Source organism: Candidatus Thiodubiliella endoseptemdiera, assembly GCF_964212635.1.
Classification (GTDB): Bacteria; Pseudomonadota; Gammaproteobacteria; order PS1; family Pseudothioglobaceae; genus Thiodubiliella; species Thiodubiliella endoseptemdiera.
Window position 1 is genome coordinate 1,783,257 of sequence record NZ_OZ156463.1, and the last position, 23,800, is coordinate 1,807,056.

General features: G+C 38.9%; 23 protein-coding genes and 2 tRNA genes. 19 read left to right on the forward strand and 6 right to left on the reverse strand.

Annotated elements, in window-relative coordinates; all coding sequences use genetic code 11:
• Positions 1 to 86 precede the first annotated feature (86 nt).
• The 3 genes from AB8525_RS09560 (at position 87) to AB8525_RS09570 (ending at position 7,828) form a co-directional block, all read left to right on the forward strand.
• Positions 87 to 7,382, forward strand: coding sequence for a beta strand repeat-containing protein (locus AB8525_RS09560; protein WP_369177606.1), 7,296 nt, complete (start codon positions 87 to 89; stop codon positions 7,380 to 7,382).
• Between the two features lie 18 nt (positions 7,383 to 7,400).
• Entirely contained in the window at positions 7,401 to 7,553 is a 153-nt protein-coding gene (locus tag AB8525_RS09565; RefSeq protein WP_369149986.1) for a hypothetical protein, read from the forward strand.
• Between the two features lie 125 nt (positions 7,554 to 7,678).
• Entirely contained in the window at positions 7,679 to 7,828 is a 150-nt protein-coding gene (locus tag AB8525_RS09570; RefSeq protein ID WP_369177608.1) for a hypothetical protein, read from the forward strand.
• On the opposite strand, the gene msbA is transcribed toward AB8525_RS09570, so the two are convergent.
• On the reverse strand, positions 7,825 to 9,543 hold the full coding sequence (gene msbA, locus AB8525_RS09575; RefSeq protein WP_369177610.1) for a lipid A export permease/ATP-binding protein MsbA: 1,719 nt from the start codon (positions 9,541 to 9,543) through the stop codon (positions 7,825 to 7,827). The genes AB8525_RS09570 and msbA overlap by 4 nt on opposite strands.
• A 244-nt stretch (positions 9,544 to 9,787) precedes the next feature.
• Here msbA and AB8525_RS09580 point away from each other — a divergent pair, with 244 nt between their 5' ends.
• The 3 genes from AB8525_RS09580 (at position 9,788) to AB8525_RS09590 (ending at position 11,047) form a co-directional block, all read left to right on the forward strand.
• Complete coding sequence (locus tag AB8525_RS09580) at positions 9,788 to 9,967, forward strand: hypothetical protein (protein ID WP_369177612.1); 180 nt, start codon at positions 9,788 to 9,790, stop codon at positions 9,965 to 9,967.
• A gap of 73 nt (positions 9,968 to 10,040) precedes the next feature.
• A complete protein-coding gene (locus tag AB8525_RS09585; RefSeq protein ID WP_369151293.1) occupies positions 10,041 to 10,205 on the forward strand; it encodes a hypothetical protein in 165 nt (54 codons plus the stop codon).
• On the forward strand, positions 10,172 to 11,047 hold the full coding sequence (locus AB8525_RS09590) for an Hsp33 family molecular chaperone HslO (protein ID WP_369177614.1): 876 nt from the start codon (positions 10,172 to 10,174) through the stop codon (positions 11,045 to 11,047). Before AB8525_RS09585 ends, AB8525_RS09590 begins: the two co-directional genes overlap by 34 nt.
• 21 nt (positions 11,048 to 11,068) lie before the next feature.
• Here the strand turns inward: AB8525_RS09590 and AB8525_RS09595 are convergent.
• The 3 genes from AB8525_RS09595 to dnaQ form a co-directional block, all read right to left on the reverse strand.
• Positions 11,069 to 11,145 (reverse strand) — tRNA-Arg (locus AB8525_RS09595).
• Between the two features lie 57 nt (positions 11,146 to 11,202).
• Positions 11,203 to 11,279, reverse strand: a tRNA-Pro gene (locus tag AB8525_RS09600).
• Positions 11,280 to 11,490: 211 nt separating this feature from the next.
• Positions 11,491 to 12,156 (reverse strand): DNA polymerase III subunit epsilon, encoded by a 666-nt coding sequence (gene dnaQ, locus AB8525_RS09605; RefSeq protein WP_369177615.1) that lies wholly within the window; start codon positions 12,154 to 12,156, stop codon positions 11,491 to 11,493.
• Positions 12,157 to 12,215: 59 nt separating this feature from the next.
• Between dnaQ and rpoZ the strand changes: the two genes are divergently transcribed.
• The 3 genes from rpoZ to bioB all read left to right on the forward strand — a co-directional run bounded on the left by rpoZ (position 12,216) and on the right by bioB (position 15,451).
• Positions 12,216 to 12,551, forward strand: a complete 336-nt coding sequence (gene rpoZ / locus AB8525_RS09610) for a DNA-directed RNA polymerase subunit omega (protein ID WP_369151297.1) — start codon at positions 12,216 to 12,218, stop codon at positions 12,549 to 12,551.
• Between the two features lie 428 nt (positions 12,552 to 12,979).
• A complete protein-coding gene (gene glnA / locus AB8525_RS09615; RefSeq protein ID WP_369177617.1) occupies positions 12,980 to 14,395 on the forward strand; it encodes a type I glutamate--ammonia ligase in 1,416 nt (471 codons plus the stop codon).
• Between the two features lie 96 nt (positions 14,396 to 14,491).
• Positions 14,492 to 15,451 carry a biotin synthase BioB gene (gene bioB / locus AB8525_RS09620; RefSeq protein ID WP_369177619.1) on the forward strand — a complete coding sequence of 320 codons (960 nt, stop codon included), beginning with the start codon at positions 14,492 to 14,494 and terminating at the stop codon, positions 15,449 to 15,451.
• On the opposite strand, the gene murG is transcribed toward bioB, so the two are convergent.
• Positions 15,423 to 16,448 carry an undecaprenyldiphospho-muramoylpentapeptide beta-N-acetylglucosaminyltransferase gene (murG, locus tag AB8525_RS09625; RefSeq protein ID WP_369177621.1) on the reverse strand — a complete coding sequence of 342 codons (1,026 nt, stop codon included), beginning with the start codon at positions 16,446 to 16,448 and terminating at the stop codon, positions 15,423 to 15,425. The genes bioB and murG overlap by 29 nt on opposite strands.
• Positions 16,441 to 17,580, reverse strand: a complete 1,140-nt coding sequence (locus AB8525_RS09630; protein ID WP_369151307.1) for an FtsW/RodA/SpoVE family cell cycle protein — start codon at positions 17,578 to 17,580, stop codon at positions 16,441 to 16,443. Before AB8525_RS09630 ends, murG begins: the two co-directional genes overlap by 8 nt.
• 116 nt (positions 17,581 to 17,696) lie before the next feature.
• On the opposite strand from AB8525_RS09630, the gene AB8525_RS09635 reads away from it, so the two are divergent.
• From AB8525_RS09635 to AB8525_RS09680, 10 genes are all read left to right on the forward strand, one after another.
• Positions 17,697 to 19,283, forward strand: a complete 1,587-nt coding sequence (locus AB8525_RS09635; RefSeq protein ID WP_369177623.1) for an ABC-F family ATPase — start codon at positions 17,697 to 17,699, stop codon at positions 19,281 to 19,283.
• Positions 19,284 to 19,374: 91 nt separating this feature from the next.
• The gene (locus AB8525_RS09640; protein ID WP_369151310.1) at positions 19,375 to 19,536 is read left to right on the forward strand and encodes a hypothetical protein; all 162 of its coding nucleotides are present in this window, start codon (positions 19,375 to 19,377) and stop codon (positions 19,534 to 19,536) included.
• A gap of 145 nt (positions 19,537 to 19,681) precedes the next feature.
• Entirely contained in the window at positions 19,682 to 20,461 is a 780-nt protein-coding gene (locus AB8525_RS09645; protein ID WP_369177625.1) for a YihY family inner membrane protein, read from the forward strand.
• Between the two features lie 35 nt (positions 20,462 to 20,496).
• Positions 20,497 to 21,090 (forward strand): riboflavin synthase, encoded by a 594-nt coding sequence (locus AB8525_RS09650; protein WP_369177627.1) that lies wholly within the window; start codon positions 20,497 to 20,499, stop codon positions 21,088 to 21,090.
• A gap of 5 nt (positions 21,091 to 21,095) precedes the next feature.
• Positions 21,096 to 22,133 (forward strand): 3,4-dihydroxy-2-butanone-4-phosphate synthase, encoded by a 1,038-nt coding sequence (gene ribB, locus AB8525_RS09655; RefSeq protein WP_369177629.1) that lies wholly within the window; start codon positions 21,096 to 21,098, stop codon positions 22,131 to 22,133.
• A 5-nt stretch (positions 22,134 to 22,138) separates the two neighbouring features.
• Positions 22,139 to 22,618 (forward strand): 6,7-dimethyl-8-ribityllumazine synthase, encoded by a 480-nt coding sequence (gene ribH, locus AB8525_RS09660; RefSeq protein ID WP_369151318.1) that lies wholly within the window; start codon positions 22,139 to 22,141, stop codon positions 22,616 to 22,618.
• Positions 22,618 to 23,049, forward strand: coding sequence for a transcription antitermination factor NusB (nusB, locus tag AB8525_RS09665; RefSeq protein WP_369177631.1), 432 nt, complete (start codon positions 22,618 to 22,620; stop codon positions 23,047 to 23,049). The genes ribH and nusB overlap by 1 nt, the downstream gene beginning before the upstream one ends.
• Entirely contained in the window at positions 23,046 to 23,195 is a 150-nt protein-coding gene (locus AB8525_RS09670) for a hypothetical protein (protein ID WP_369151323.1), read from the forward strand. The genes nusB and AB8525_RS09670 overlap by 4 nt, the downstream gene beginning before the upstream one ends.
• Positions 23,196 to 23,224: 29 nt before the next feature.
• Positions 23,225 to 23,428 carry a hypothetical protein gene (locus AB8525_RS09675; RefSeq protein ID WP_369177632.1) on the forward strand — a complete coding sequence of 68 codons (204 nt, stop codon included), beginning with the start codon at positions 23,225 to 23,227 and terminating at the stop codon, positions 23,426 to 23,428.
• A 169-nt stretch (positions 23,429 to 23,597) separates the two neighbouring features.
• On the forward strand, positions 23,598 to 23,744 hold the full coding sequence (locus tag AB8525_RS09680; RefSeq protein WP_369149988.1) for a hypothetical protein: 147 nt from the start codon (positions 23,598 to 23,600) through the stop codon (positions 23,742 to 23,744).
• Positions 23,745 to 23,800: the final 56 nt, after the last annotated feature.

Sequence of the window (23,800 nt, forward strand, 5' to 3'; positions counted from 1 at the left end):
TACTAAGTCCAAAAATTTAAAAACTTGAACTTGAAGGAATAAGTTATGTATAATACAATTTAATTTTTATAAAACAGGACAACCCCATGCCAGGACAAACAAAATACTTCATCAGCAACACCAACGGCTTCTTCGTCAACTGGTATTCCGATATCACCGGAGTTGAATCTCACGGACAAGCATTAAAAGTATCTGGCAATAGTGGAGACGATGCCGTCTATGTAGGACAAGGCACCAAAGTCGATGCAACAGGGCTTACTTCAACAGGTGGCAATGATTCAATTTATTTAACCGGCACTTTTAACAACTACGAACAAACACTAGATGGCAATACCTACACCTTCAAAAGAACGGTTACTATTAACGATACTGAATACCAAGAAGAAGTCTCCTTCACAGCCTCTAATGGCGACAAGGTTTATTTTGCAAATGGTTTTTTTAAGATTGATATAGCAGGCAATGATGGGCTATCAAATGCAGGCGTTTTTCAGAAAATTAAATCCACTGATATTGACTCCAGTTCAAGCACACCCACCGACCCTTTAACCAGTCAACCCGCCATTGACAAAGGTGGTGCTACTAAAGTATTTATTTCTGATAACAACGGTGAGCACATTACCCCTGGTGTCAAAGGCTCAGTATTTAAGATATCTGGCAATAGTGGCAATGACACAGTCTATGTTGCCCAAGGCACCAAAGTTGATGCAACAGGACTCACCTCAACAGGTGGTAACGATGTTGTTTATTTAACCGGCACCTTTAATGAATACACCAAACAAACAGTAGCTGGCAGCACCTACACTTTTGAAAGAACTGTTAATATTGGCGGTACCGATTATCAAGAAGAAGTCTCCTTCACAGCCTCTAATGGCGATAGGGTTTATTTTGCAAATGGTTTTGTTAAGATTGATATAACAGGCGATGATGGGCTATCAGAAGCAGGTGTTTTTAAGAGAATTATATCCACTGATATTGACGGTAGTGAGTCAACTCCAGGTTTAGAGATTGGTTTAAGTATTACTGATGATTTAGCAGAAACAAGCATCATTAACAAGGCAAAGGTAGGCACAGATATTACCTATACTTTTACTTTTAAAGATGATGTTACTGGTTTTGATAAAACTGATATTGAAGTGACAGGTGGAACAAAAGGTGCTTTCAGTGGCAGTGGTAGTGTTTATTCGTTAGTAGTCAGAGTGACAGATAACTCAACAACTGACTTATTTGTTGGTGTGGCAAAAGATGCGGCAATTGGAGGAAGTATTGGCACAGAATACGCTAGTAATAGTCATAAAGTTGATACCGTTGTACCCAGCAAACCCATAAGTTTAGATTTAGCCACAGAGGACGATTCAGGCACAAGTAATAGTGACAACCTAACTAATAAAACCTCAAACCTCACCATCACAGGCAGTGCAGAAGTTGGTGCTACTATAAGATTATACAATGGTACCAACACAACAGCCATAGGCTCTGAAACAGTAAAGGCTAATGGCACATTCTCTATTGATATCAGTTTAACCCAAAGCACAACCCCACACAGCATTACCGCAAGAGCAACAGATGCTGCGGGTAATGAAAGTGCAGTTTCTGATGCTTTGGCGATTACTGTGGATACTACTACTGCTACTCTCACCGCACAAGCAATGAGCGTTATCTTGGGTGAAGACTCTAACCTAGTAATTGACTTTAGTGAAAACATCAAAGCCGGCACAGGCAATATTGTCATTCATAAAGCCAGCGACAATACCATTGTAGAAACCATTGCTATTGACAATAGTAAAATTAGCATTGCTAACGATAAACTTACTATTAATCCTACTGCTGATTTAACTGAAGGCACTTATTACATCAAAATGGCATCTGGCGTAATCACCGATATGGCAGGCAATGTCTTTGCAGGTATCACTAATTTAGGTGCTGACACCACTTGGGCATTTGCAACCAAAGCACTTTTTACCACAATCGCTTGGATAGGTGCCGATGATAACTACATTAATTATAGTGAAAAAGACGCAACCGCACTCTCAGGCACAGTAGCGGGAGCAGGTACCTTATCTATTACTAAGATTGAGTTTTTTGAAGGTAGTAATACAGTAGGCACAGCAATAACTTCAGGATTACCAGCTGTTGCAGCTGACGGCACTTGGGCACTCGCACATTCTGCTATGCCATCTGAATTAGCCGATGGAAAAACCTACACGGCTGCAGTAACGCTTAGTGATGGCACCAATTCAACAACTATCACTAGCACAGCAGTAACTTATGACACCATTAACCCAACCCCAATCACGACCAATCCATGGACTTTAAGCGATACTCCAGCGGGACAATCTGCTTTTAAGACAGGCGATGTTATCAGCCTAACACTGACAATGAGCGAGACCTTGAAACTTAATAACACCACAGACTCTAAAGTGGTCATTGCAGGCAAAGACTTTGTTTTGGATAAAACTGCCTCTACAACTGCAGGTGATAAGAAACTGGTGTTTAAATATAGTGTTCAAGTTGGGGATAACATTGCCGCTACAGACTTTGATATTGACAATCCAGCAAGCGATATTACGCTAAATAATATAACAGATGTCGCAGGTAATGCACCAGTATTTACCGCTGATAGAGTAGTGTTGTCTAAGATTGAGTATATTGAAAAAACGGGTTTGGGTAATAATCCTTTTGAGGGTATTGATGTTAAGGGGTTTGTTTCTGCGCCAACCTTGGCTGATATTGACGGCGATGGCGACCTAGATTTGGTAGTGGGTAAGAGTGACGGCATCCTTAAATACTATCAAAATACAGGCACTACTTCTAACCCTGCTTATGAAGAAAAAACTGGAGATGACAATCCTTTTAATAGCATTAATGTGGGGAATTATTCCGGACCAACCCTAGCCGATATTGACGGCGATGGCGACCTAGATTTGGTGGTGGGTGAGAGTGATGGCACCCTTAAATACTATCAAAATACAGGTACTACTTCTAACCCTGCTTATGAAGTAAAAACTGGAGATGATAATCCTTTTAATAGCATTGATGTGGGGGATTTTTCCAAACCAACCCTAGCCGATATTGACGGCGATGGCGACCTAGATTTGGTGGTGGGTGAGAAGAATGGCACCCTTAAATACTATCAAAATACAGGCACTAACCCTGCTTATGAAGCAAAAACTGGAGGTATCAATCCTTTTAATAGCATTGATGTGGGGGATTTTGCTACGCCAACCCTAGCCGATATTGACGGCGATGGCGACCTAGATTTGGTGGTGGGTGAGGAGAATGGCACCCTTAAATACTATCAAAATACAGGCTCTACTTCTAACCCTGCTTATGAAGCAAAAACTGGAGGTAGCAATCCTTTTAATAGCATTGATGTGGGGGATTTTTCCAAACCAACCCTAGCCGATATTGACGGCGATGGCGACCTAGATTTGGTGGTGGGTGAGAATGATGGCACCCTTAAATATTACTACAATCAACAATCTGCTTCTGTAGATGGACAAGCCCCAACTCCAACGGCTACTAACTCATGGACTCTAAGCAATATTCCAGCAGGACAATCTGCTTTTAAGGTAGGGGATGTTATCAGCCTAACTTTGACAATGAGTGAGACCTTGAAACTTAATAACACCACAGGCTCTAAAGTGGTCATTGCAGGCAAAGACTTTGTTTTGGATAAAACCGCCTCTACAACTGCAGGTGATAAGAAACTGGTGTTTAAATATAGCGTTCAAGCCGGAGATAGCATTGCCGCTACAGACTTTGATATTGACAATCCAACAAGCGATATTACGCTAAATAATATAACAAATGTCGCAGGTAATGCACCAGTATTTACCGCTGATAGAGTGGTGTTGACCAAGACTAAGCTTGAGTATATTGAAAAAACAGGTTCGGGCAATAATCCTTTTGAGGGTATTGATGTGGGGAATGTTTCTGCGCCAACCCTGGTTGATATTGATGGTGATGGTGATCTAGATTTGGTGGTGGGTGAGGTTGCTGGCACCCTTAAATACTATCAAAATACAGGCACTACTTCTAACCCTGCTTATGAAGCAAAAACTGGAGATAGCAATCCTTTTAATGGCATTGATGTGGGAAATGCTGCCTCACCAACCCTAGCCGATATTGACGGCGATGGTGACCTAGATTTGGTGATGGGTGAGGATAATGGCACCCTTAAATACTATCAAAATACAGGCACTACTTCTAACCCTGCTTATGAAGCAAAAACTGGAGATGACAATCCTTTTAATGGCATTGATGTGGGGCGTTCTTCCAAACCAACCCTAGCCGATATTGACGGCGATGGTGACCTAGATTTGGTGGTGGGTGAGAGTAATGGCACCCTTAAATACTATCAAAACACAGGCACTACTTCTAACCCTGCTTATGAAGCAAAAACTGGAGGTAGCAATCCTTTTAATAGCATTGATGTGGGAAATTATTCCAAACCAACCCTAGCCGATATTGACGGCGATGGCGACCTAGATTTGGTGGTGGGTGAGCAGAATGGCACCCTTAAATACTATCAAAACACAGGCACTACTTCTAACCCTGCTTATGAAGCAAAAACTGGAGGTGATAATCCTTTTGATGGCATTGATGTGGGGGGTTATTCCGCACCAACCCTGGCCGATATTGATGGCGATGGCGACCTAGATTTGGTGATAGGTGAGACTGACGGCACCCTTAAATATTATTACAATCAACAACCTTCTTCTGTAGATGGACAAGCGCCAACTCTAACAACACAAGCTTCGGCCGAATTGGGTGAAACCTCAGACCTGACGCTTGATTTTAATGAAGACATTCAAGCAGGTAGTACAGGTAGTATTGTTATTAAAGGTAGTGATGATGGAGTAATAGCAACCATTAATATTACTGAGACAACTAAATTCAGCATTGCTGGCGATAAACTCACCATTGATGTGTCAGCATTAGGTTTAACTGATAATAAATTAACCCAAGGCAGTTACTATATCACCATGGATGCAGGCACAGTAACTGACATAGCGGGTAACGATGCTGCTGCCATTACTAAAGATACTAACCAATGGGTATTTGCAACCAAAGCACTTTTTACCACAATCGCTTGGATAGGTGCCGATGATAACTACATTAATGATGGTGAAAAAGACGCAACCGCACTCTCAGGCACAGTAGCGGGAGCAGGTACCTTATCTATTACTAAGATTGAGTTTTTTGAAGGTAGTAATACAGTAGGCACAGCAATAACTTCAGGATTACCAGCTGTTGCAGCTGACGGCACTTGGGCACTCGCACATTCTGCTATGCCATCTGAATTAGCCGATGGAAAAACCTACACGGCTGTAGTAACGCTTAGTGATGGCACCAATTCAGCAATTAGCACTAGCACAGCAGTAACTTATGACACCATTAACCCAACTCCAATCACGACCAATCCATGGACTTTAAGCGATATTCCAGCAGGACAATCTGCTTTTAAGACAGGCGATGTTATCAGCCTAACACTGACAATGAGCGAGACCTTGAAACTTAATAACACCACAGGCTCTAAAGTGGTCATTGCAGGCAAAGACTTTGTTTTGGATAAAACCGCCTCTACAACTGCAGGTGATAAGAAACTGGTGTTTAAATATAGCGTTCAAGCTGGAGATAGCATTGCCGCTACAGACTTTTATATTGACAATCCAACAAGCGATATTACGCTAAATAATATAACAGATGTCGCAGGTAATGCACCAGTATTTACCGCTGATAGAGTGGTGTTGACCACGACTAAGCTTGAGTATATTGAAAAAACAGGTTCGGGCAATAATCCTTTTGAGGGTATTGATGTGGGGAATGTTTCTGTGCCAATCTTGGCTGATATTGACGGCGATGGCGACCTAGATTTGGTGGTGAGTGAGAGGAATGGCACCCTTAAATACTATCAAAATACAGGCACTACTTCTAGCCCTGCTTATGAAGCAAAAACTGGAGATGACAATCCTTTTAATGGCATTGATGTGGTAAATTATTCCTCACCAATCCTAGTCGATATTGACGGCGATGGCGACCTAGATTTGGTGGTGGGTGAGCAGAATGGCACCCTTAAATACTATCAAAATACAGGCACTACTTCTAACCCTACTTATGAAGCAAAAACTGGAGATAGCAATCCTTTTAATGGCATTGATGTGGGGGATTATTCCGCACCAACCCTAGCCGATATTGACGGCGATGGCGACCTAGATTTGGTGGTGGGTGAGCAGAATGGCACCCTTAAATACTATCAAAATACAGGCACTACTTCTAACCCTACTTATGAAGCAAAAACTGGAGATAGCAATCCTTTTAATGGCATTGATGTGGGGAATCTTTCCGCACCAACCCTAGCCGATATTGACGGCGATGGCGACCTAGATTTGGTGGTGGGTGAGAGTGCTGGCACCCTTAAATACTATCAAAACACAGGCACTACTTCTAACCCTGCTTATGAAGCAAAAACTGGAGATGACAATCCTTTTAATGGCATTAATGTGGGATATTCTTCCTCACCAACCCTAGCCGATATTGACGGCGATGGCGACCTAGATTTGGTGGTGGGTGAGTTTGATGGCACCCTTAAATACTACTACAATCAACAACCTTCTTCTGTAGATGGACAAGTTCCAACCTTTACAGAAAAAACCAGCGATACCAATGTCTTAGGCGAGCCTTCAAATCTAGTAATTGAGTTTTCTGAAAACATCAAAACAAATGGTGGCATTGTTGAAATCTGGAATAGTGCAGAAAAAGTTGCAACTATTAGCATTACTAATGCTAATATTAGCGACACAACACTCACTCTTAACCCGAGTAACTTAACTTCGGGCGTTTATTACATCAAAATGGCATCAGGCGTTATAACTGACACCTCGGGTAATGACTTTGCAGGTATTGATAATACCTCAGGTAAAACTTGGGCATTTGCATATAATTTTTATATCGGCACCGATAACGCCGATACTATAACGGGTAGTGCAGGTGACGATACTATAAATGGTGGTGCAGGCAACGACACTATAAATGGCGGTGCAGGCAGTGATATTTTTGTTTATGCAAATACAGATAATGGCGAAGACACCATAACTGGCTTCATATTTGGTGCTGGTGGCGATAAATTAGATTTAAAAGATTTTATTACCGCTAGTGGTAACCAAGCGACACTTTTTGCTAATATTGATAAATATATTACAGTGTCAGATACTGGCACTGCAGGTAGTGCCAAACTAACGATTGATGCTGATGGCACGGTTACAGATGATGTTGCTGATTTGGTTATCAATCTACAAGGGGTTTCTGGTATTGGTGGCTCCTCTACTCCCGACACAGTTGCATTAGGGCACTTTATAACTGATAATCTTATTCTTGTATAAAGAGACCTTTGCATAAATATGAATAATCATCAAAACGCCATCTTTCATCAAATTACAAACTTTTTAAAAACACCCTTAGCCCTGCTAGGAGTGGATTTAAAAAATTTCCAATTTAATAAAATCTGTCATTTTGCTAATCATCCCTATTTATGCAAAGGTCTCATAAAGTAAGACACCCATAAAAACAAAAACCCGCCTTATTTAGGCGGGTTTTTTTATGGAAAAATATCAATCTTTTTTTTGCTAATCTGTTAAGTGTTGTATGCGACTAAATATTTAGAGACCTTTGCATAAATATGAATAATCATCAAAACGCCATCTTTCATCAAATTACAAACTTTTTAAAAACACCCTTAGCCCTGCTAGGAGTGGATTTAAAAAATTTCCAATTTAATAAAACCTGTCATTTTGCTAATCATCCCTATTTATGCAAAGGTCTCATTTAATTAAACTGATGTTTATAGAGTGATGCATACTCGCCATCAGCATCTAGTAGTGCCTGATGTGAACCTTGCTCAATAATCTTACCTTGTCGTAGCACGATAATTTTATCTGCTTTTCTCACAGTGCTTAAACGATGGGCAATGATAATCGTGGTGCGGTTTTTTTGCATTTCATCGATGGCAGATTGCACTTGTTTTTCAGTGGCAGAATCTAGGGCTGAAGTAGCCTCATCCAAAATCAAAATTGGGCTGTCTTTGGCAATCGCTCTGGCAATCGCTAATCGTTGTCGTTGTCCGCCAGAGAGTGAGACGCCATCTTCGCCAATTTGTGAGTCAAATTTTTCACTCAATTTCTGAATAAAATCATAAGCGTTAGAGACTTTGGCGGCGTTCTCAATTTTATCATTGCTCATATTTTTAATTTGACCGAGTGCGATATTGCCTTTGACGCTGTCATTAAATAGACGAACATTTTGATCGACGAACGCGATTTGTGAACGCAATGAGTCTAATTCAAATTCACTAATATCCGTGCCATCAATGCTGATTGAGCCTGAATTGATAGAGTAAAATTTTGCTAATAATTGAATAATTGTCGTTTTACCACTACCTGTAGAGCCGACAATCGCAACGGTTTCCCCTGCTTTAATGTCTAAATTAATGTTGTTTAATACTTGCCATTTGTCGTTGTAGCCAAAGCAAACATTTTTAAATGAAATATCACCTTTGACAGCCTTTAATTGTTTCTTTCCTTGGTTAACTTCTTCTTTTTCAGCTATTAAGCCAAATACACTTTCCCCTGCTGCCATTGCCCCTTGTAGGGGTTTGTTGATGTTTATCAGGCTTTTGGCGGGTTTTACTAGCATGCCCATTGCAGTAAAATAAGACAAAAACTCACCTGCACTCATTTTTAAATAAGTGGCAGAAAAATACACCACACTGCCGAGTGATAAGCCAATCAAAATATTGACGACTGCCATATTAATTGCACTGGTCATATCCACTTTAAAGCGTTGCTGACGGATGTTTTTAATCAATTTACCAAATTTTTTATTTTCTTGTTGCTGTGCTTGATAAATTTTCACTAAGGAATTGCCAGAAATATTTTCATCTAATAAGTGTGTCATATTGCCAATTGATTGCTGCACTTGCTTGCTGGAATTACGCATACGGCTTGATGATAATTTGACAATGAGATATACCAACGGCAAGAATACAATCAAACTCAGACTCAACTCCCAACTTTTGTAAAATAAATAGCCAATTAAAATAAGTACAAATATCGAAGATTTAACAAAACTTAGCCAAATTGTTGAAGCTGCAGATGCAATTTGCTCGACATCGTAAGTCAATTTTGACAGCACTTTTCCCGTCGCATTTTTATCAAAATAAGTCTTAGGTAGTTTTAATAACTTGGTAAACATATCTTCACGCAAGTTCATAATTACTCTATTAGACACCCAGGAACTAGCTGCCGTAGAAGTCAATGCCAATAACGAGCTAACTACAATCACAATTAACAATATCCCCGCATACAGTAACGCAGTATCGCCACTACGCTCACCGACAAACAAATCATCAACAATACGCCCTGTAATCTCAGGAATTGCACTTTCCAATGCAGTTGCAAGTATCATCAGCAAGGAAGTAAACACCAATTTACCAATGTGATTTTTTAGATAAGCGAATAGCTTAGTGATAAAGTCTTTGTAGTCCATAACGGCGATTTTACCGATGAATTAGTTTAAAAAAATACAAAATTATGGCCTTTTACAATAGGTTTTGAGAAACATAGTAACAATCTAACTATTTAGCCTAAAACAAGAAAAATGAACTACCGTGATAGCATAGATAGAGAAACTAGATTCACTTATGCTGATTTTTAATGAATAATACTAAGCGAAATACATCCATTTGATGAAGTTTGTAAAGAATATAATATTGAGAGACCTTTGCATAAATATGAATAATCATCAAAACGCCATCTTTCATCAAATTACAAACTTTTTAAAAACACCCTTAGCCCTGCTAGGATTGGATTTAAAAAATTTCCAATTTAATAAAATCTGTCATTTTGCCAATCACCCCTATTTATGCAAAGGTCTCATTGAGCATAGATTGACTAATTTTGCCAGTCCATAGTATAATTTTGCAAAAATATCAGAATAAGATTGATTTATTTTTGGAAAATGCTTTATGAGACCTTTGCATAAATATGAATAATCATCAAAACGCCATCTTTCATCAAATTACAAACTTTTTAAAAACACCCTTAGCCCTGCTAGGAGTGGATTTAAAAAATTTCCAATTTAATAAAATCTGTCATTTTGCTAATCATCCCTATTTATGCAAAGGTCTCATCAAAACTTACCAAAACTAAAACCAATGGACATCCATAGACGCTTTTTATTCAAAGAACTAGATATTCGCGGGCAACACCTGTTACTTTCTAATGAATGGCAGGCAATGATTCAAAACCGTGGTTATTCTGAGAAAGTCAGACGATTATTCGGTGAAATCAGTGCCTTGGCCATTATGTTGTCCAGTGGAATGAAGCACAAAGGTAAATTTACCCTACAATCACAAGGTGATGGCTTAGTTAATTTACTGTTAGTCGAAGTTACTCACGATTTAAAAATCCGTGGTATGGTGCGTGTAAATGGTGATATTTCTGCTGACAACACACTTAATGCTATACTTGGCAAAGGGCAAATCGTTGCCACCTTATACAATGCCCAAACTGATGCCAGTTTCCAATCATTAATCCCCAGAAATGACGCAGGATTGCTACAAACTTTTGAAGATTATTTTTCTCAATCAGAGCAACTTGAGTCCAAACTTTGGGTAAGCTCCGACAAGGATAATTTGTGCGCAATACTCATACAAAAAATGCCAGAGTCGGAAAGCAATGATAGCGAAGATTGGCATCGAATCAAAACCTTGGCAAACACAGTTACTGACAAAGAACTCTGTGAGTTAACAGCAGATTTACTGTTATATCGCCTATTTCACGAAGAAACGGTTGAATTATTTGATAAAACTCCCGTCCACTATGAATGCCAAAAAGATAAACAACGCTTTGAAACCGTTGTTCTTAATTTAGGGGAGGAAGAAGCCAGAAAACTCTTAGAGGAGCGTGGCGAAATTGCCATTCACAATGAAATCTGTAATGAGCATTTGTTTTTCAATGAAAAGGATGTTGATAGAATATTTTCTACCTAGGTTATCCATCATAAGCTTGTATGGTACGCCCTACACGATTCGAACGTGTGACCTACGGCTTAGAAGGCCGTTGCTCTATCCAGCTGAGCTAAGGGCGCAAATTTTTTTGTTTTAAGAGGGTGACTATTTAGGTTTCTGAAAACAACAAATAAAAATGGTCGGAGTAGAGGGATTTGAACCCCCGACCACCTGGTCCCAAACCAGGTACGCTACCAAACTGCGCTATACTCCGAAAAAAAGATTATTATACTGTGTTAAGGGGTGCAAATGTTTATTGTTCTTTAACTTTGTCAAAATGAGACCTTTGCATAAATATGAATAATCATCAAAACGCCATCTTTCATCAAATTACAAACTTTTTAAAAACACCCTTAGCCCTGCTAGGAGTGGATTTAAAAAATTTCCAATTTAATAAAATCTGTCATTTTGCTAATCATCCCTATTTATGTAAAGGTCTCAAAATAAGTATTGTGTGCTTTAAGTTCTGCTTCATTTGCCATCACTATTTTGATTTGTGTACGGTCAGAATCCACTCTTTTGATTTTAATGCTGTCATTTTCTGCATGTTGACTTTCGCTAAATAAGGTAAATTGTCCACCCGTCATTGCAATATAAACTTGTGCCAAGATTTTTGCATCAAGCAATGCACCGTGAACCGTTCGTTCGGAGGCATCAATCTCAAAACGCCGACAAAGTGCATCAAGATTGTGCATACCGCCAGGGCGCTGCTCTTTGGATACTTCTAATGAGTCTATAATTTTGCAATTGTCTTCAATGCGTTGTTCGGCACCCATTAGTGCCAATTCATGATTTAAAAAACCAAGGTCAAATGGTGCATTATGAATCACCAAAGTCGCACCCTCAATATATTCTAAAAACTCTTCGGCAATTTCTTCAAATTTTGGTTTTTCTTTTAAAAAAGTATCTTTAATGCCATGAATTCGCTCAGAATCCCCCACTAAACGCTCTGGCTGTATATATTGATGGTATTCATTGTCTTTGGTGATTTGTCTGTCAATAATTTCAGTGCAACCAATCTCAATAATGCGATGCCCTTCAGAAGGTTCAATTCCTGTGGTTTCTGTATCTAAAACAATCAGTCTTTCCATTGTCATTTCTCGTGTAAAATTGCTTCATTTTATCGTATTTGAAGTTGGAAGGTTAAAGCATGGCAAGAGTAACTGTAGAAGAATGTTTGGATTTTGTAGAAAATCGTTTTGAATTGGTATTGGTAGCAGCAAAACGCGCACACCAATTAAACTCTGGCGGTCATCGCTCAACTTTGGATGTTGGCAAGGACAAAGGCACAGTTGTTGCCCTAAGAGAAATTGAAGCAGGTTTAATTAATGCATCCATCTTAACTGAAGTCAACGCTTTGGAGGTAGAATTATCAGTACAAGAGAAAAAAGCAGACAGTGCAATTGCAGCAGAAGTTGAGGCTGAATTATCCTCCACTGCCGTTGATGAGAAGTCTGATGAAATGAGTGAAGTAATTAACGCTTAATTTTAATTTAAGAATGAGTTTTGATATAGCTTTTCTCTAAAGTTATTTTCAAAAATTATCCCCATAGAATCTTTTTTATATAACACTTACTTCATCATAAAAAAGATAGCCCGCACTAAGGCAAACTAAATATTTCATCATTAATATCGGTTTCGATACTCTTGTAAGTGGTTAGAATTATCTTAACAGGGGCAACTATTTACCTACTTCTGTTAAATACTTTGAATTGATGGCGGTAATTTAGTTTTGGAATAAAACTGGCAAAGTATTGTTGTTGAATTGGAGTTGTGTCCATTGCATCTATTTGTAAATTTTAATATCAGCTTAACAAAATAGGGTAGAATTGTTGGCTGTTTTTGTTTGCAATGGGGCAAGCTATTTTGACAATGATTGTCAGTAAATTTTAATAATTAAACAGGAGAAAAACTATGTCTGCAAATGATGTAATGAATATGATTAAAGAAAACGAGGTCAAATTTATTGATTTTCGTTTTACTGATACCATTGGTAAAGAGCAACATGTGAGTGTGCCAGCACATACAATTGATGCTGAGAAATTAGAAGAGGGGCAAATGTTTGACGGTTCTTCAATTGCAGGCTGGAAGCCGATTAACGAATCTGATATGATTATGAAACCAGATACTTCAACTGCAGTTCTGGATCCATTCACGCAAGAATCAACCCTTAATATTACTTGTGATATTATTGAATCAAATGATTTGAAAGGCTATGAAAAAGACCCTCGTTCTATTGCTAAAAGAGCAGAAGATTATTTAAATGAAACGGGTATCGGAGATACCGCTTATTTTGGTAACGAGCCAGAATTTTTCGTTTTTGATAGTGTCAAGTGGGACACAGGTTTTGGACTAGGCAAAGCGTTTTATGAAATTAATTCTGAGGAAGCAGATTGGGAATCAGGTTCTGATTTTGAAGGCGGAAATAAAGGACATCGCCCTAGAATTAAAGGCGGTTACTTTCCAGTTCCTCCCGTGGATTCATTACACGATTTGCGTGCAGAAATGTGTTTGGCTATTGAAGAGATGGGCGTTACTACCGAGGTTCATCATCACGAAGTAGGCACTGCTGGACAGTGTGAAATTGGTGCTTTGTTTAATACGCTAGTAAAAAAAGCAGACGAAACTCAAATTCTTAAATATTGTATTCACAATGTTGCGCATATGTATGGCAAAACAGCGACCTTTATGCCTAAACCAATTGCGGTTGATAATGGTAACGGTATGCATGTTCACCAATCAATTGCCAAAGACGGTAAAAACTTATTTGATGGCGATGAGTATGGTCAATTAAGCCAAATGGCACTTTATTATATTGGCGGTATTATTAAGCATGCTAGAGCATTAAATGCCTTTACGAACTCTTCAACTAACTCTTACAAGCGTCTAGTCCCAGGCTTTGAAGCACCTGAAATGTTGGCTTATTCAGCTAAAAACCGTTCTGCTGCTATTCGCATTCCTTTTGTTTCCAACCCAAAAGGTCGTCGTATTGAAGTGCGTTTCCCTGATCCTACTGCCAATCCTTATTTGGCATTTTCAGCAATGTTAATGGCAGGTCTTGACGGTATTAAAAATAAGATTGACCCAGGCAAACCGGGTGATGAAGATTTATATGAATTGTCCGACGCTGAAAAAGCACAAATTCCTAAAGTTTGTGGCTCATTAGACCAAGCATTAGAGTCGTTGGATGCCGATCGTGAGTTTTTGAAGCAAGGTGGTGTCTTTACTGATGCTGTGATTGACTCATTTATTAAACTTAAAATGGAAGAAGTAACCGCATTGCGTGCTTCCCCTCATCCGGTTGAGTTTGATATGTATTATAGTTGCTAATTGATAGCGACCTATGTACTACAAAGGTCTCTAATTAAGTAATTTTTAAAAAGCCATACAGTTGTATGGCTTTTTTTTGCGTAAAATACCGACTTTATGATAGCATTAAGAAACGATTGGACACTGGCAGAAGTTGAGGCGTTATTCGCCTTGCCTTTTAACGACTTATTATTTAAAGCACATACGATACATAGAGCGCATTTTGACCCTAATTCGGTGCAGGTTAGTTCATTATTGAATATTAAAACGGGTGCCTGTCCTGAAGATTGCTCTTATTGTTCGCAAAGTTCTAAATACGACACGGGTTTAGAGCGAGAGAAGTTGATGGAAATTGACACAGTGCTTGCAGAGGCAAAAACTGCACAAGACAATGGTGCAACGCGTTTTTGTATGGGGGCTGCGTGGCGTAATCCTACCGATAAGAGCCTTGATAAAGTCATTCCGATGATTCAAGGGGTCAAGGCAATGGGTATGGAAACTTGCGTTACTTTGGGTATGTTGACACAGGAACAGGCGTTTACACTCAAAGAAGCAGGGTTGGATTATTACAATCATAACATCGACACTTCAAAAGAAAATTATTCAAATGTGATTACCACGCGCAATTTTCAAGACCGATTAGACACTTTAGAATCTGTGCAAAATGCAGATATTCATGTCTGCAGTGGCGGTATTTTAGGCTTAGGCGAAGCACAAACTGACCGTGCATCAATGTTGCGTTCGTTAGCCAACCTTGAAAAACACCCCGATTCTGTGCCACTCAATCTTTTGGTGCCTATTCCAGGCACACCGTTTGAAAAAATAGCACCACCAACAGAAAGCGAATTTGTTCGCACCATTGCTGTGGCACGCATTATGATGCCAAAATCAGTAGTGAGATTGTCAGCAGGACGCACTGAAATGGGTGAAGCAATGCAGGCGTTGTGTTTCTTTGCAGGTGCAAACTCTATCTTTTATGGTGATCAACTGCTGACAACGGATAATCCAGACACTGGCACTGATCAAATCTTGTTTAAAAAGTTGGGTATCAATCAACAGACAGCAAATACGCACTAATCAGTTTTGCCGCATTAGGTTTAGACAATTGTTTGGCGTTGTTTGCCATTGTTTGAATGCTCTTTTTATTTAGTTTAAGTAAAGTTTTTTCAAGCATCGCAAGAGTTAAATCCTTTTGCTCAATCAGAATCCCTGCTTGATTGTCAGCTAAAATCTTCGCATTATAAAACTGATGATTATCAATCGCATAGGGCAAGGGAATGAGAATACTCGGCTTACCTGCCAACATCAATTCCGATACCGTCATTGCCCCTGCACGACACAAAACCACATCTGCCCATGCGTAGGCAACTGCCATATCCTCAATAAATGCCACTACTTTTACATTTTTATTCTTGTATTGTAACTTGACGCTATCCAAATGTTGTTTGCCCGTTTGATGCCAGATGTTGATGTCAATATTGAGTTGGCTAACAATATCATTGATGGGTTTTGACCCTAAACTGCCACCCACAATCAAGACATTCAACTTTTCCCCTTTTTTATTGTTATTTTTAGGTTTGAATGCCACAGGATTGCCCGAAGTAATAACCTCGTCATCGGAAAATGCCCCATCAAAAGCCTGAAAAACTTGCGTTGCAATTTTTGACAAGCTTTTATTGGTCGTCCCAGGGACAGAATTTTGCTCATGAATGACCAACGGAATACGCAATATCCACGCCACCACACCACCAATACCTGACGCAAACCCCCCCATACCTAATACCACGCTAGGCTTAACACGCATAAACACAACAAATGTTTGCAACAATGCCAATGAAAGCAAAAAAGGCGCTTTAATAAGACTCAATAGGTTTTTCCCCCGCAAACCCACAGCACTCACGGTATGTAGTTTAATACCATGTTTCGGCACCAACCTATTTTCCATGCCTTTTTTAGACCCCAGCCACTCAATCTTAACAGGATTCACGCTCAATTCTTTAACAATAGCTAACGCAGGAAATATATGCCCCCCTGTGCCACCCGACATAATGAGTATTTTTTTATTATCAGACATAATACTTCCGTTTTGAGGATTCTGCTCTACTTTCCATATCAATTCTCAATAAAATCGCCATCGAAATCAATGTAAATATCATGCTAGACCCTCCATAACTGACCATCGGTAAAGTAAAACCCTTGGGCGGAATTAAACCAAGATTCATCGCAATATTCACGCTAAACTGCATGCTTAACCAAGTGCAAATACCAAAACCAACATATGAACTGTATCTGCGATTGTCTTTAAGTGCTGCTTTGGCAATGTTAAAACCTTTGAGTATGATATAAGTGAAGATAAACAACACAAATCCCATGCCAATAATCCCTGTTTCTTCACCAATAATCGAAAAAATCATATCCGTATGTGGCTCAGGCAATTTAGTGTATTTTTGAATACTATTGCCCAATCCCGCCCCTGTCCAATCACCTCTAGCAATACCAATCAACGCCTGTTTGGTTTGCCATACCTTATCAGAATTATTAAACCAAAAGTCATCTTCCCAAAAAGATATAAAGCGGTCCACTCGATTTTTATTAAATGCAATCAATATCGCAATCGGCACAATGGCAATAAAACCTGCGTAAATCAACTGTTTTATATAAACCCCTGCTGCTAATAACATAACCAATATAGTTGCTACAATGATAATAGTCGCACCATAATCAGGCTCGGCAACCAATAATAAACTGGGAACAGAAATAATGGTTAACGCCTTAGAAATTCCAAGTAACGGACTTCTTAAATCTTTCTCTTGCTCAACTAAAAATCCTGCAGTGAATAAAATCATCACAATTTTTAAGATTTCAGAAGGCTGTAACCTGAATGCCACCAAATCAATCCAACGCGTAGAGCCATTAATAGTTTTTCCTAAGGGTGTAAGCACGATAACCAATAATGCAAGGGTAAGTAAAACCAACAAATAACGATTTTCTTTATAAAAATATAAAGGCACTTTCATCACAATAGCACCCACACCTATACCGAGCACAATATAAATCAATTGATTGATAGCTTTATCATAAGAGCCAAAATGACCAATAGAAGCAGAGGAAGACAGTATAAAACCAAAGGTGAGTAGGCTTAAAATAGTAAAAAGCAGATGTTTATCAGGTAATTGCCCCGTGGCATTAAACAGTTTTGAAAGCATAAAATTATAAGTAAGCAATTGGAACGCTATTTATACCTTAAATTACAAAGTGATTAGTTAAGATTTTAATAATCCTTATGGGATAATGTGCGTTTTCAAAAAACAACAATAAATTTATGATTTCTACTGCTAATATCACTATGCAATTTGGTGAAAAACCTTTATTTGAAAATATTTCCATTAAATTCGGTGATGGTAATCGCTATGGTCTAATCGGAGCAAATGGTTGTGGCAAATCAACCTTTATGAAGATTTTGACTGGCGAATTAATCCCAAGCCAAGGCACTGTTGGTATTAGTGATGGTGAGCGGTTAGGTGTTTTGCGTCAAGACCAGTTTGCTTACGAAGAATATCGTGTGGTTGATGCGGTGATTATGGGGCATGAAAAACTGTGGGAAATTAAAAAAGAAAGAGACCGTATTTATGCTTTGCCTGAAATGAGCGAAGAAGATGGCACCAAAGTAGCAGAATTAGAGATGGAATTTGCTGAAATGGATGGTTATATGGCGGAATCTTCAGCCAGTGAGTTGTTATTGGGTTTGGATATTCCTGAGGATCAGCATTATGGCTTGATGAGTGAGATTGCACCAGGGTGGAAGTTGCGGGTGCTGTTGGCACAGGCGTTGTTTTCTGACCCTGAGATTTTACTGCTGGATGAGCCGACTAATAACTTAGATATTAACTCAATTCGTTGGCTAGAAGGGGTGTTGAAGGCACGCAAGGCGACTATGGTGATTATTTCTCACGATAGGCATTTTTTAAACGGGGTGTGTACGCATATGTCGGATTTGGATTATGGTGCATTGAAGACTTTTCCAGGTAATTATGACCAGTTTATGATTGCTGCTACGGCAATTCAGGAAAAAATGTCAGCGGATAACGCTAAAAAAGAAGCGAAAATGAAGGAGCTTAAACATTTTGTATCGCGTTTTTCGGCGAATGCATCTAAATCTAAACAAGCGACTTCACGCCTTAAACAACTGGATAAGATTGTGCTGGATGATATGCGACCTTCATCACGCATCAGTCCTTATATTAATTTTAGGCAAGACAAGGCGTTGCATCGTAATATTATTGAGGTAACCGGATTGTGCAAAAATTTTGATGATTTGTCCGTGTTAAAAGACATTCATTTTCTATTTGAAGTAGGTCAACGCATCGCTGTCATTGGGCAAAATGGTGTTGGAAAAACCACACTATTACGCACCTTGGTTGGTGAAATTAAGGCAGATAAAGGCAAAATAAAGTGGAGCGAAAATGTCAATATTGGCTATTATGCACAAGACCACAGCGACGATTTTGCCGAAGATATGACAGTGCTAGACTGGATGACACAGTTTAAAAAGCCAAAACAAGATATGCAAGATATGCGCTCAGTGTTGGGCAAAATGTTATTTGGCAAACACGATATAGAAAAAAGTATTAAATCCCTTTCTGGTGGCGAAAAAGGCAGAATGTTATTCGGTAAATTGATGCTTCAAAATCCAAATGTATTGGTGATGGATGAGCCGACTAACCACCTTGATATGGAATCCATTGAAGCCCTTAACCTCGCCCTAGAAAATTACGAAGGCACTTTGATTTTTGTCAGCCACGATAGGGAGTTTGTTTCTTCGTTGTCAACCAAGATTGTAGAGTTAACGGAGCAGGGTGCGAATTATTATGCGGGTAATTATGAAGATTATTTGAAATCACAGAAGTAGAAATGGTAGAAATGGTCACCGTCCATTATTAGAAGGTAAAGAATTTGCTAACTTGGTATAATTTATATCTATTAGAGACCTTTGCATAAATATGAATAATCATCAAAACGCCATCTTTCATCAAATTACAAACTTTTTAAAAACACCCTTAGCCCTGCTAGGAGTGGATTTAAAAAATTTCCAATTTAATAAAATCTGTCATTTTGCTAATCATCCCTATTTATGCAAAGGTCTCAAGAGGACGGAAGAGTGAAATATATACAGCGACACCTTTCTTGCCTAAAAAATTCGTCAAATAACGGGCTATACCTCTTATTTTTTGAGTGGAAAATGTATTGTTTTCTATATTTCTTACGACGCACTGGGTCAGTGTAGTGGTCTTTTATAAGGGGGGATGCGTGATAGATATTATCAAACAAACGGTTGTTCGTTTTATTAACAGAGAGGGGTTTGATTCTGCAGCAATATTGTCGTTTTCTACTTTGTTTGCGATTGTGCCAGGGTTGGCGGTGGGCTTAAGTGTGTTTTCTCTTTCACCTTATTTTGCGGAGTTGCAGCAACATTTGGAGCAATTTTTATTCTCTCAACTTTTGCCAAAGAACTATGATATAGCAACAAATTATGTTCAGCAGTTTATTGCTCATGCACAGGCATTAAAAGGGTTTACTTTTGTATTTTTATTGTTGACCGTGGTTTTGTTGTTACTTGAAATTGACAAACGCATTAATCTAATTTGGCACGATAAATGCCGTCGTCATTGGGTGCAGAGTTTGGTGTCGTATGTGTTGGTGTTGTTTGTTGGGCCGATTTTGGTCGGTGCTTCATTGTTTGTGAGTTCGTATGTAGTGGCGTTGGAATTTTTTACCCAATTGCCAACCGCATCTTATACGCCATTTTTGGCGACATTGGGCTTATCTAGCCTAGGTTTTTCAATTTTGTATTATGCCACGCCATTAAAAAAAGTGCGATTTGCCAATGCACTTAAAGCGGGCATAGTTGCTACCATTGGGCTGGAAATAATCAAGTATCTTTTATTTATTTATATTCAATATTTTCCTGTTTACGAGTTGATTTATGGCACACTGTCTATCCTGATGTTAATAATGTTGTGGATTTATTTGGCATGGGTCATTGTGTTGTTGGGTGGGTGTTTTTGTTATTGTCTTGAAAATAAATAGCGTAAAATCAATGCCTTTACAATATTAGAGCGTTTATGTTTACAGGCATTATCCAAGCTGTCGGCCAAATCAAAAACAAAATCATACATGACAAAGGTGCAGTATTTGCTTTTGTATCAAGTGATTTAGATTTTTCTAGTGTGGCAATCGGTGATAGTATTGCGGTCAATGGCGTGTGTTTAACAGCGATTGAGATTGAGAGCGATAGTTTTATTGCTGATGTGTCACAGGAAACATTAAATTGTGCCAATTTGGGTAGTTTGTCCATAGGTGATAGGATTAATTTAGAAAAAGCACTTAGGCTTAATCAAGGTATTGATGGGCATTTGGTCAGTGGACATGTAGACGGGCAGGGCGAAGTGGTTGACAAAGCGAGTGAGGGCGAATCTGTGCGTTTTAAAATTAGTGTGCCACCGTCTTTGGTAAAATACATTGCTAAAAAAGGGTCAATTACTTTAAATGGCGTGAGTTTAACGGTCAATAGCATTGAAAAAAATGTGTTTGATGTTAATGTCGTCCCACACACTTTGATTGCCACGACGATGGGGCAGTTAAACACAGGTGATATAGTGAATTTAGAAGTGGATATTATCGCTCGCCATCTTGAACAATTAATAAATAACAAATAATAAGAATGAAAACTAAATCCAGTATTGAAGCGATATTAGAAGATTATAAACAAGGCAAAATGATTATTTTGTTAGATGATGAGGATCGTGAAAATGAGGGTGATTTAATCATCCCTGCGGCGACTTGCACTAAAGAAGACATTAATTTTATGGCAACGCATGGTAGAGGCTTAATTTGTTTAACGCTGACACAAGAGCGCTGTAAACAGTTGAATTTACCATTAATGGTTGCACAAAATAACGATGCGAATGGCACTAACTTTACAGTTTCTATCGAAGCTGTTGAAGGTGTAACTACGGGTATTTCAGCAGCAGACAGGGCAAAAACAGTTTTAGATGCAGTCGCACCAAACGCCAAGCCTGCTGATATTGTGCAACCGGGGCATATTTTTCCATTGATGGCGCAGCCAGGTGGCGTGTTGATTCGCCCAGGACATACCGAAGCAGGTTGTGATTTAGCCCGTCTTGCAGGCTTAGAGCCAGCATCGGTAATTGTTGAAATTCTTAATGAAGATGGATCAATGGCGCGTCGCGATGATTTAGAGATTTTTGCTGAAAAACACCAAATTAAATGGGGTACGATTGAAGACTTGATTTCTTACCGTGTAGAAAATGAAAAAACTATTGAGCGTATAAATGAGCGACCATTCAACACCAAATATGGTGACTTTACTTTGGTATCGTTCTTAGACACTATCCATCAACAGATGCACACAGCCTTAGTTAAAGGCAATATCGACAAAGACAGCCCTGTGTGCGTGCGTGTGCATATGGAAAATATATTTACCGATATCTTACAAGAAAACAGCAGTTCCCTAGGGGTTGATGACGCTCTAGAGCACATCAGTCAAAAAGAAAGTGGTGTATTTTTACTCATTCGCACACACGAAGGTAGTAATGATGTTAAAACTTACGGTGTTGGTGCGCAGATTTTGTCTGATTTGGGCGTGGGTAAAATGCGTATTTTAGGCAGTCCAAGAAAGCTGAATGCCTTGAAGGGATTCGGTTTAGAAGTAGTTGAATATATTACAAATAAAAAGTAGGAATTATGAATTTTAAATTTGATAAAGATGCAAATAAAGGTTTTTTAGAAAATAAAAGAATTGCCATTATTGTAGGTTATTTCTACCAAGAGATTGGTGATAAATTATTGGCTGCGGCACAGGAAACTCTTGTTAAATATGGTATTAAGGTAGAAAATGTTGATGTTTTTTATGTTCCTGGCGCATTTGAAATTCCACTTATGGCTAAAAAATTGGCTAAAAAAAATAAAGAAATCGATGGTATTGTTACTTTAGGTGCAGTTATCAACGGTGAAACCCCACATTTTGACTTTGTTTGCAATGAATGCGCCCGTGGCATCGCTGATGTATCGTATCAATATGAAGTGCCAACTACCTTTGGCGTGTTAACCACCAGCAATATGGAGCAAACCATCGGCAGAGCAGGTGGCTACAAAGGCAACAAAGGCGAAGAAGCCACCATGGCAATGATTGAAATGCTATATTTGATGGATAAGACTAACTAATGTCACCTACCACTCCAAAACATCGTTCCAGAGAGCGTATCGTGCAAGCCTTATACCAATATATGCTATCAGGTGGAGAGGTGTTGAAAATCGAACAACAGTTTTTAAATCAAAAGAAAGGCAAAATTTCTAAAGCCTTTTTCTCAGATTTGTTCATCAATATCTTAAAAAACCGCAATGAGTTAGACGAACTCATTACCCCAACCATCAGTCGCAACACCGATGAACTCGGCGCTGTAGAACACGCTATTCTCTATCTCGGCACATACGAACTCAAAAATAGCTTTGAAGTACCTTATAAAGTCGTCATCAACGAAGCCCTAGAAATTGCCAAAACCTATGGTGCAGAAGGCGCATACAAACTCATCAACGCTTCATTAGACAAACTTGCACACGCCCTGAGAGAAGTCGAAATTAAGGAGAGAAAATGAAATACATTGTTTTAGCAATAACAATCACACTTTTCACAAGTAGTTATTTTGTACTCACTACTATGTATGAAGGCGGACAAAGTAAGGGTGCTGAAAGAATTGTTTTAAAAGAAATTCAGATAACACAAACTTTAAGAGTGTCGTAGCTACCCCCAGTTTCACACCCCTCATTACCTTGACAAGGTTCGACCTTGTCAAGGGTGATGGTGTCTTCTCTACGAATGTCAGATTTGTATTCAAGATTAGCGAAGTGGATGAGGTTGCCGCCTTTGTAATCACTAGTATGATTAAGATTAGCGCTAAGGGCGATGGCTTCGTCAGTGCTGCTTGGGCATCGGTGGCTTTTATTTTGATGCGGTTGATGTCGTATCTTGCGTAGGGGGGGTCGAATTGGCCTTGTAGTTGAGTTTTAGGTTTGGCGTGTTTTCCGCGGGGTTTATCTTGGTAGATGAATAGCGAGATGTGGTTTTGCTCGGTAAAAATGTCGCATTTTCTGGTTTTGATGCCTGTGCGTAGGCGGACTATCTAATTGAGACCTTTGCATAAATATGAATAATCATCAAAATGCCATCTTTCATCAAATTACAAACTTTTTAAAAACACCCTTAGCCCTGCTAGGAGTGGATTTAAAAAATTTCCAATTTAATAAAATCTGTCATTTTGCTAATCATCCCTATTTATGCAAAGGTCTCTAATTGAATGGTTTTGTAGCTGATTTTGGTTTTTTTGAGTTTGGTGTATAAATTCTTTG

What these genes read in the sequence shown, in the direction of transcription:
- ribH (WP_369151318.1), top strand. Translation starts at nt 22,139, where the DNA reads ATGAATTTTAAATTTGATAAAGATGCAAATAAAGGTTTTTTAGAAAAT.
- nusB (WP_369177631.1), top strand. Translation starts at nt 22,618, where the DNA reads ATGTCACCTACCACTCCAAAACATCGTTCCAGAGAGCGTATCGTGCAA.
- msbA (WP_369177610.1), bottom strand. Translation starts at nt 9,543, where the DNA reads ATGGACTACAAAGACTTTATCACTAAGCTATTCGCTTATCTAAAAAAT.
- AB8525_RS09560 (WP_369177606.1), top strand. Translation starts at nt 87, where the DNA reads ATGCCAGGACAAACAAAATACTTCATCAGCAACACCAACGGCTTCTTC.
- rpoZ (WP_369151297.1), top strand. Translation starts at nt 12,216, where the DNA reads ATGGCAAGAGTAACTGTAGAAGAATGTTTGGATTTTGTAGAAAATCGT.
- glnA (WP_369177617.1), top strand. Translation starts at nt 12,980, where the DNA reads ATGTCTGCAAATGATGTAATGAATATGATTAAAGAAAACGAGGTCAAA.
- AB8525_RS09640 (WP_369151310.1), top strand. Translation starts at nt 19,375, where the DNA reads ATGAATAATCATCAAAACGCCATCTTTCATCAAATTACAAACTTTTTA.
- murG (WP_369177621.1), bottom strand. Translation starts at nt 16,448, where the DNA reads ATGTCTGATAATAAAAAAATACTCATTATGTCGGGTGGCACAGGGGGG.
- dnaQ (WP_369177615.1), bottom strand. Translation starts at nt 12,156, where the DNA reads ATGGAAAGACTGATTGTTTTAGATACAGAAACCACAGGAATTGAACCT.
- AB8525_RS09580 (WP_369177612.1), top strand. Translation starts at nt 9,788, where the DNA reads ATGAATAATCATCAAAACGCCATCTTTCATCAAATTACAAACTTTTTA.
- AB8525_RS09570 (WP_369177608.1), top strand. Translation starts at nt 7,679, where the DNA reads ATGAATAATCATCAAAACGCCATCTTTCATCAAATTACAAACTTTTTA.
- bioB (WP_369177619.1), top strand. Translation starts at nt 14,492, where the DNA reads ATGATAGCATTAAGAAACGATTGGACACTGGCAGAAGTTGAGGCGTTA.
- AB8525_RS09635 (WP_369177623.1), top strand. Translation starts at nt 17,697, where the DNA reads ATGATTTCTACTGCTAATATCACTATGCAATTTGGTGAAAAACCTTTA.
- AB8525_RS09670 (WP_369151323.1), top strand. Translation starts at nt 23,046, where the DNA reads ATGAAATACATTGTTTTAGCAATAACAATCACACTTTTCACAAGTAGT.
- AB8525_RS09565 (WP_369149986.1), top strand. Translation starts at nt 7,401, where the DNA reads ATGAATAATCATCAAAACGCCATCTTTCATCAAATTACAAACTTTTTA.
- AB8525_RS09590 (WP_369177614.1), top strand. Translation starts at nt 10,172, where the DNA reads ATGCAAAGGTCTCATCAAAACTTACCAAAACTAAAACCAATGGACATC.
- AB8525_RS09630 (WP_369151307.1), bottom strand. Translation starts at nt 17,580, where the DNA reads ATGCTTTCAAAACTGTTTAATGCCACGGGGCAATTACCTGATAAACAT.
- AB8525_RS09680 (WP_369149988.1), top strand. Translation starts at nt 23,598, where the DNA reads ATGAATAATCATCAAAATGCCATCTTTCATCAAATTACAAACTTTTTA.
- AB8525_RS09650 (WP_369177627.1), top strand. Translation starts at nt 20,497, where the DNA reads ATGTTTACAGGCATTATCCAAGCTGTCGGCCAAATCAAAAACAAAATC.
- AB8525_RS09585 (WP_369151293.1), top strand. Translation starts at nt 10,041, where the DNA reads ATGAATAATCATCAAAACGCCATCTTTCATCAAATTACAAACTTTTTA.
- ribB (WP_369177629.1), top strand. Translation starts at nt 21,096, where the DNA reads ATGAAAACTAAATCCAGTATTGAAGCGATATTAGAAGATTATAAACAA.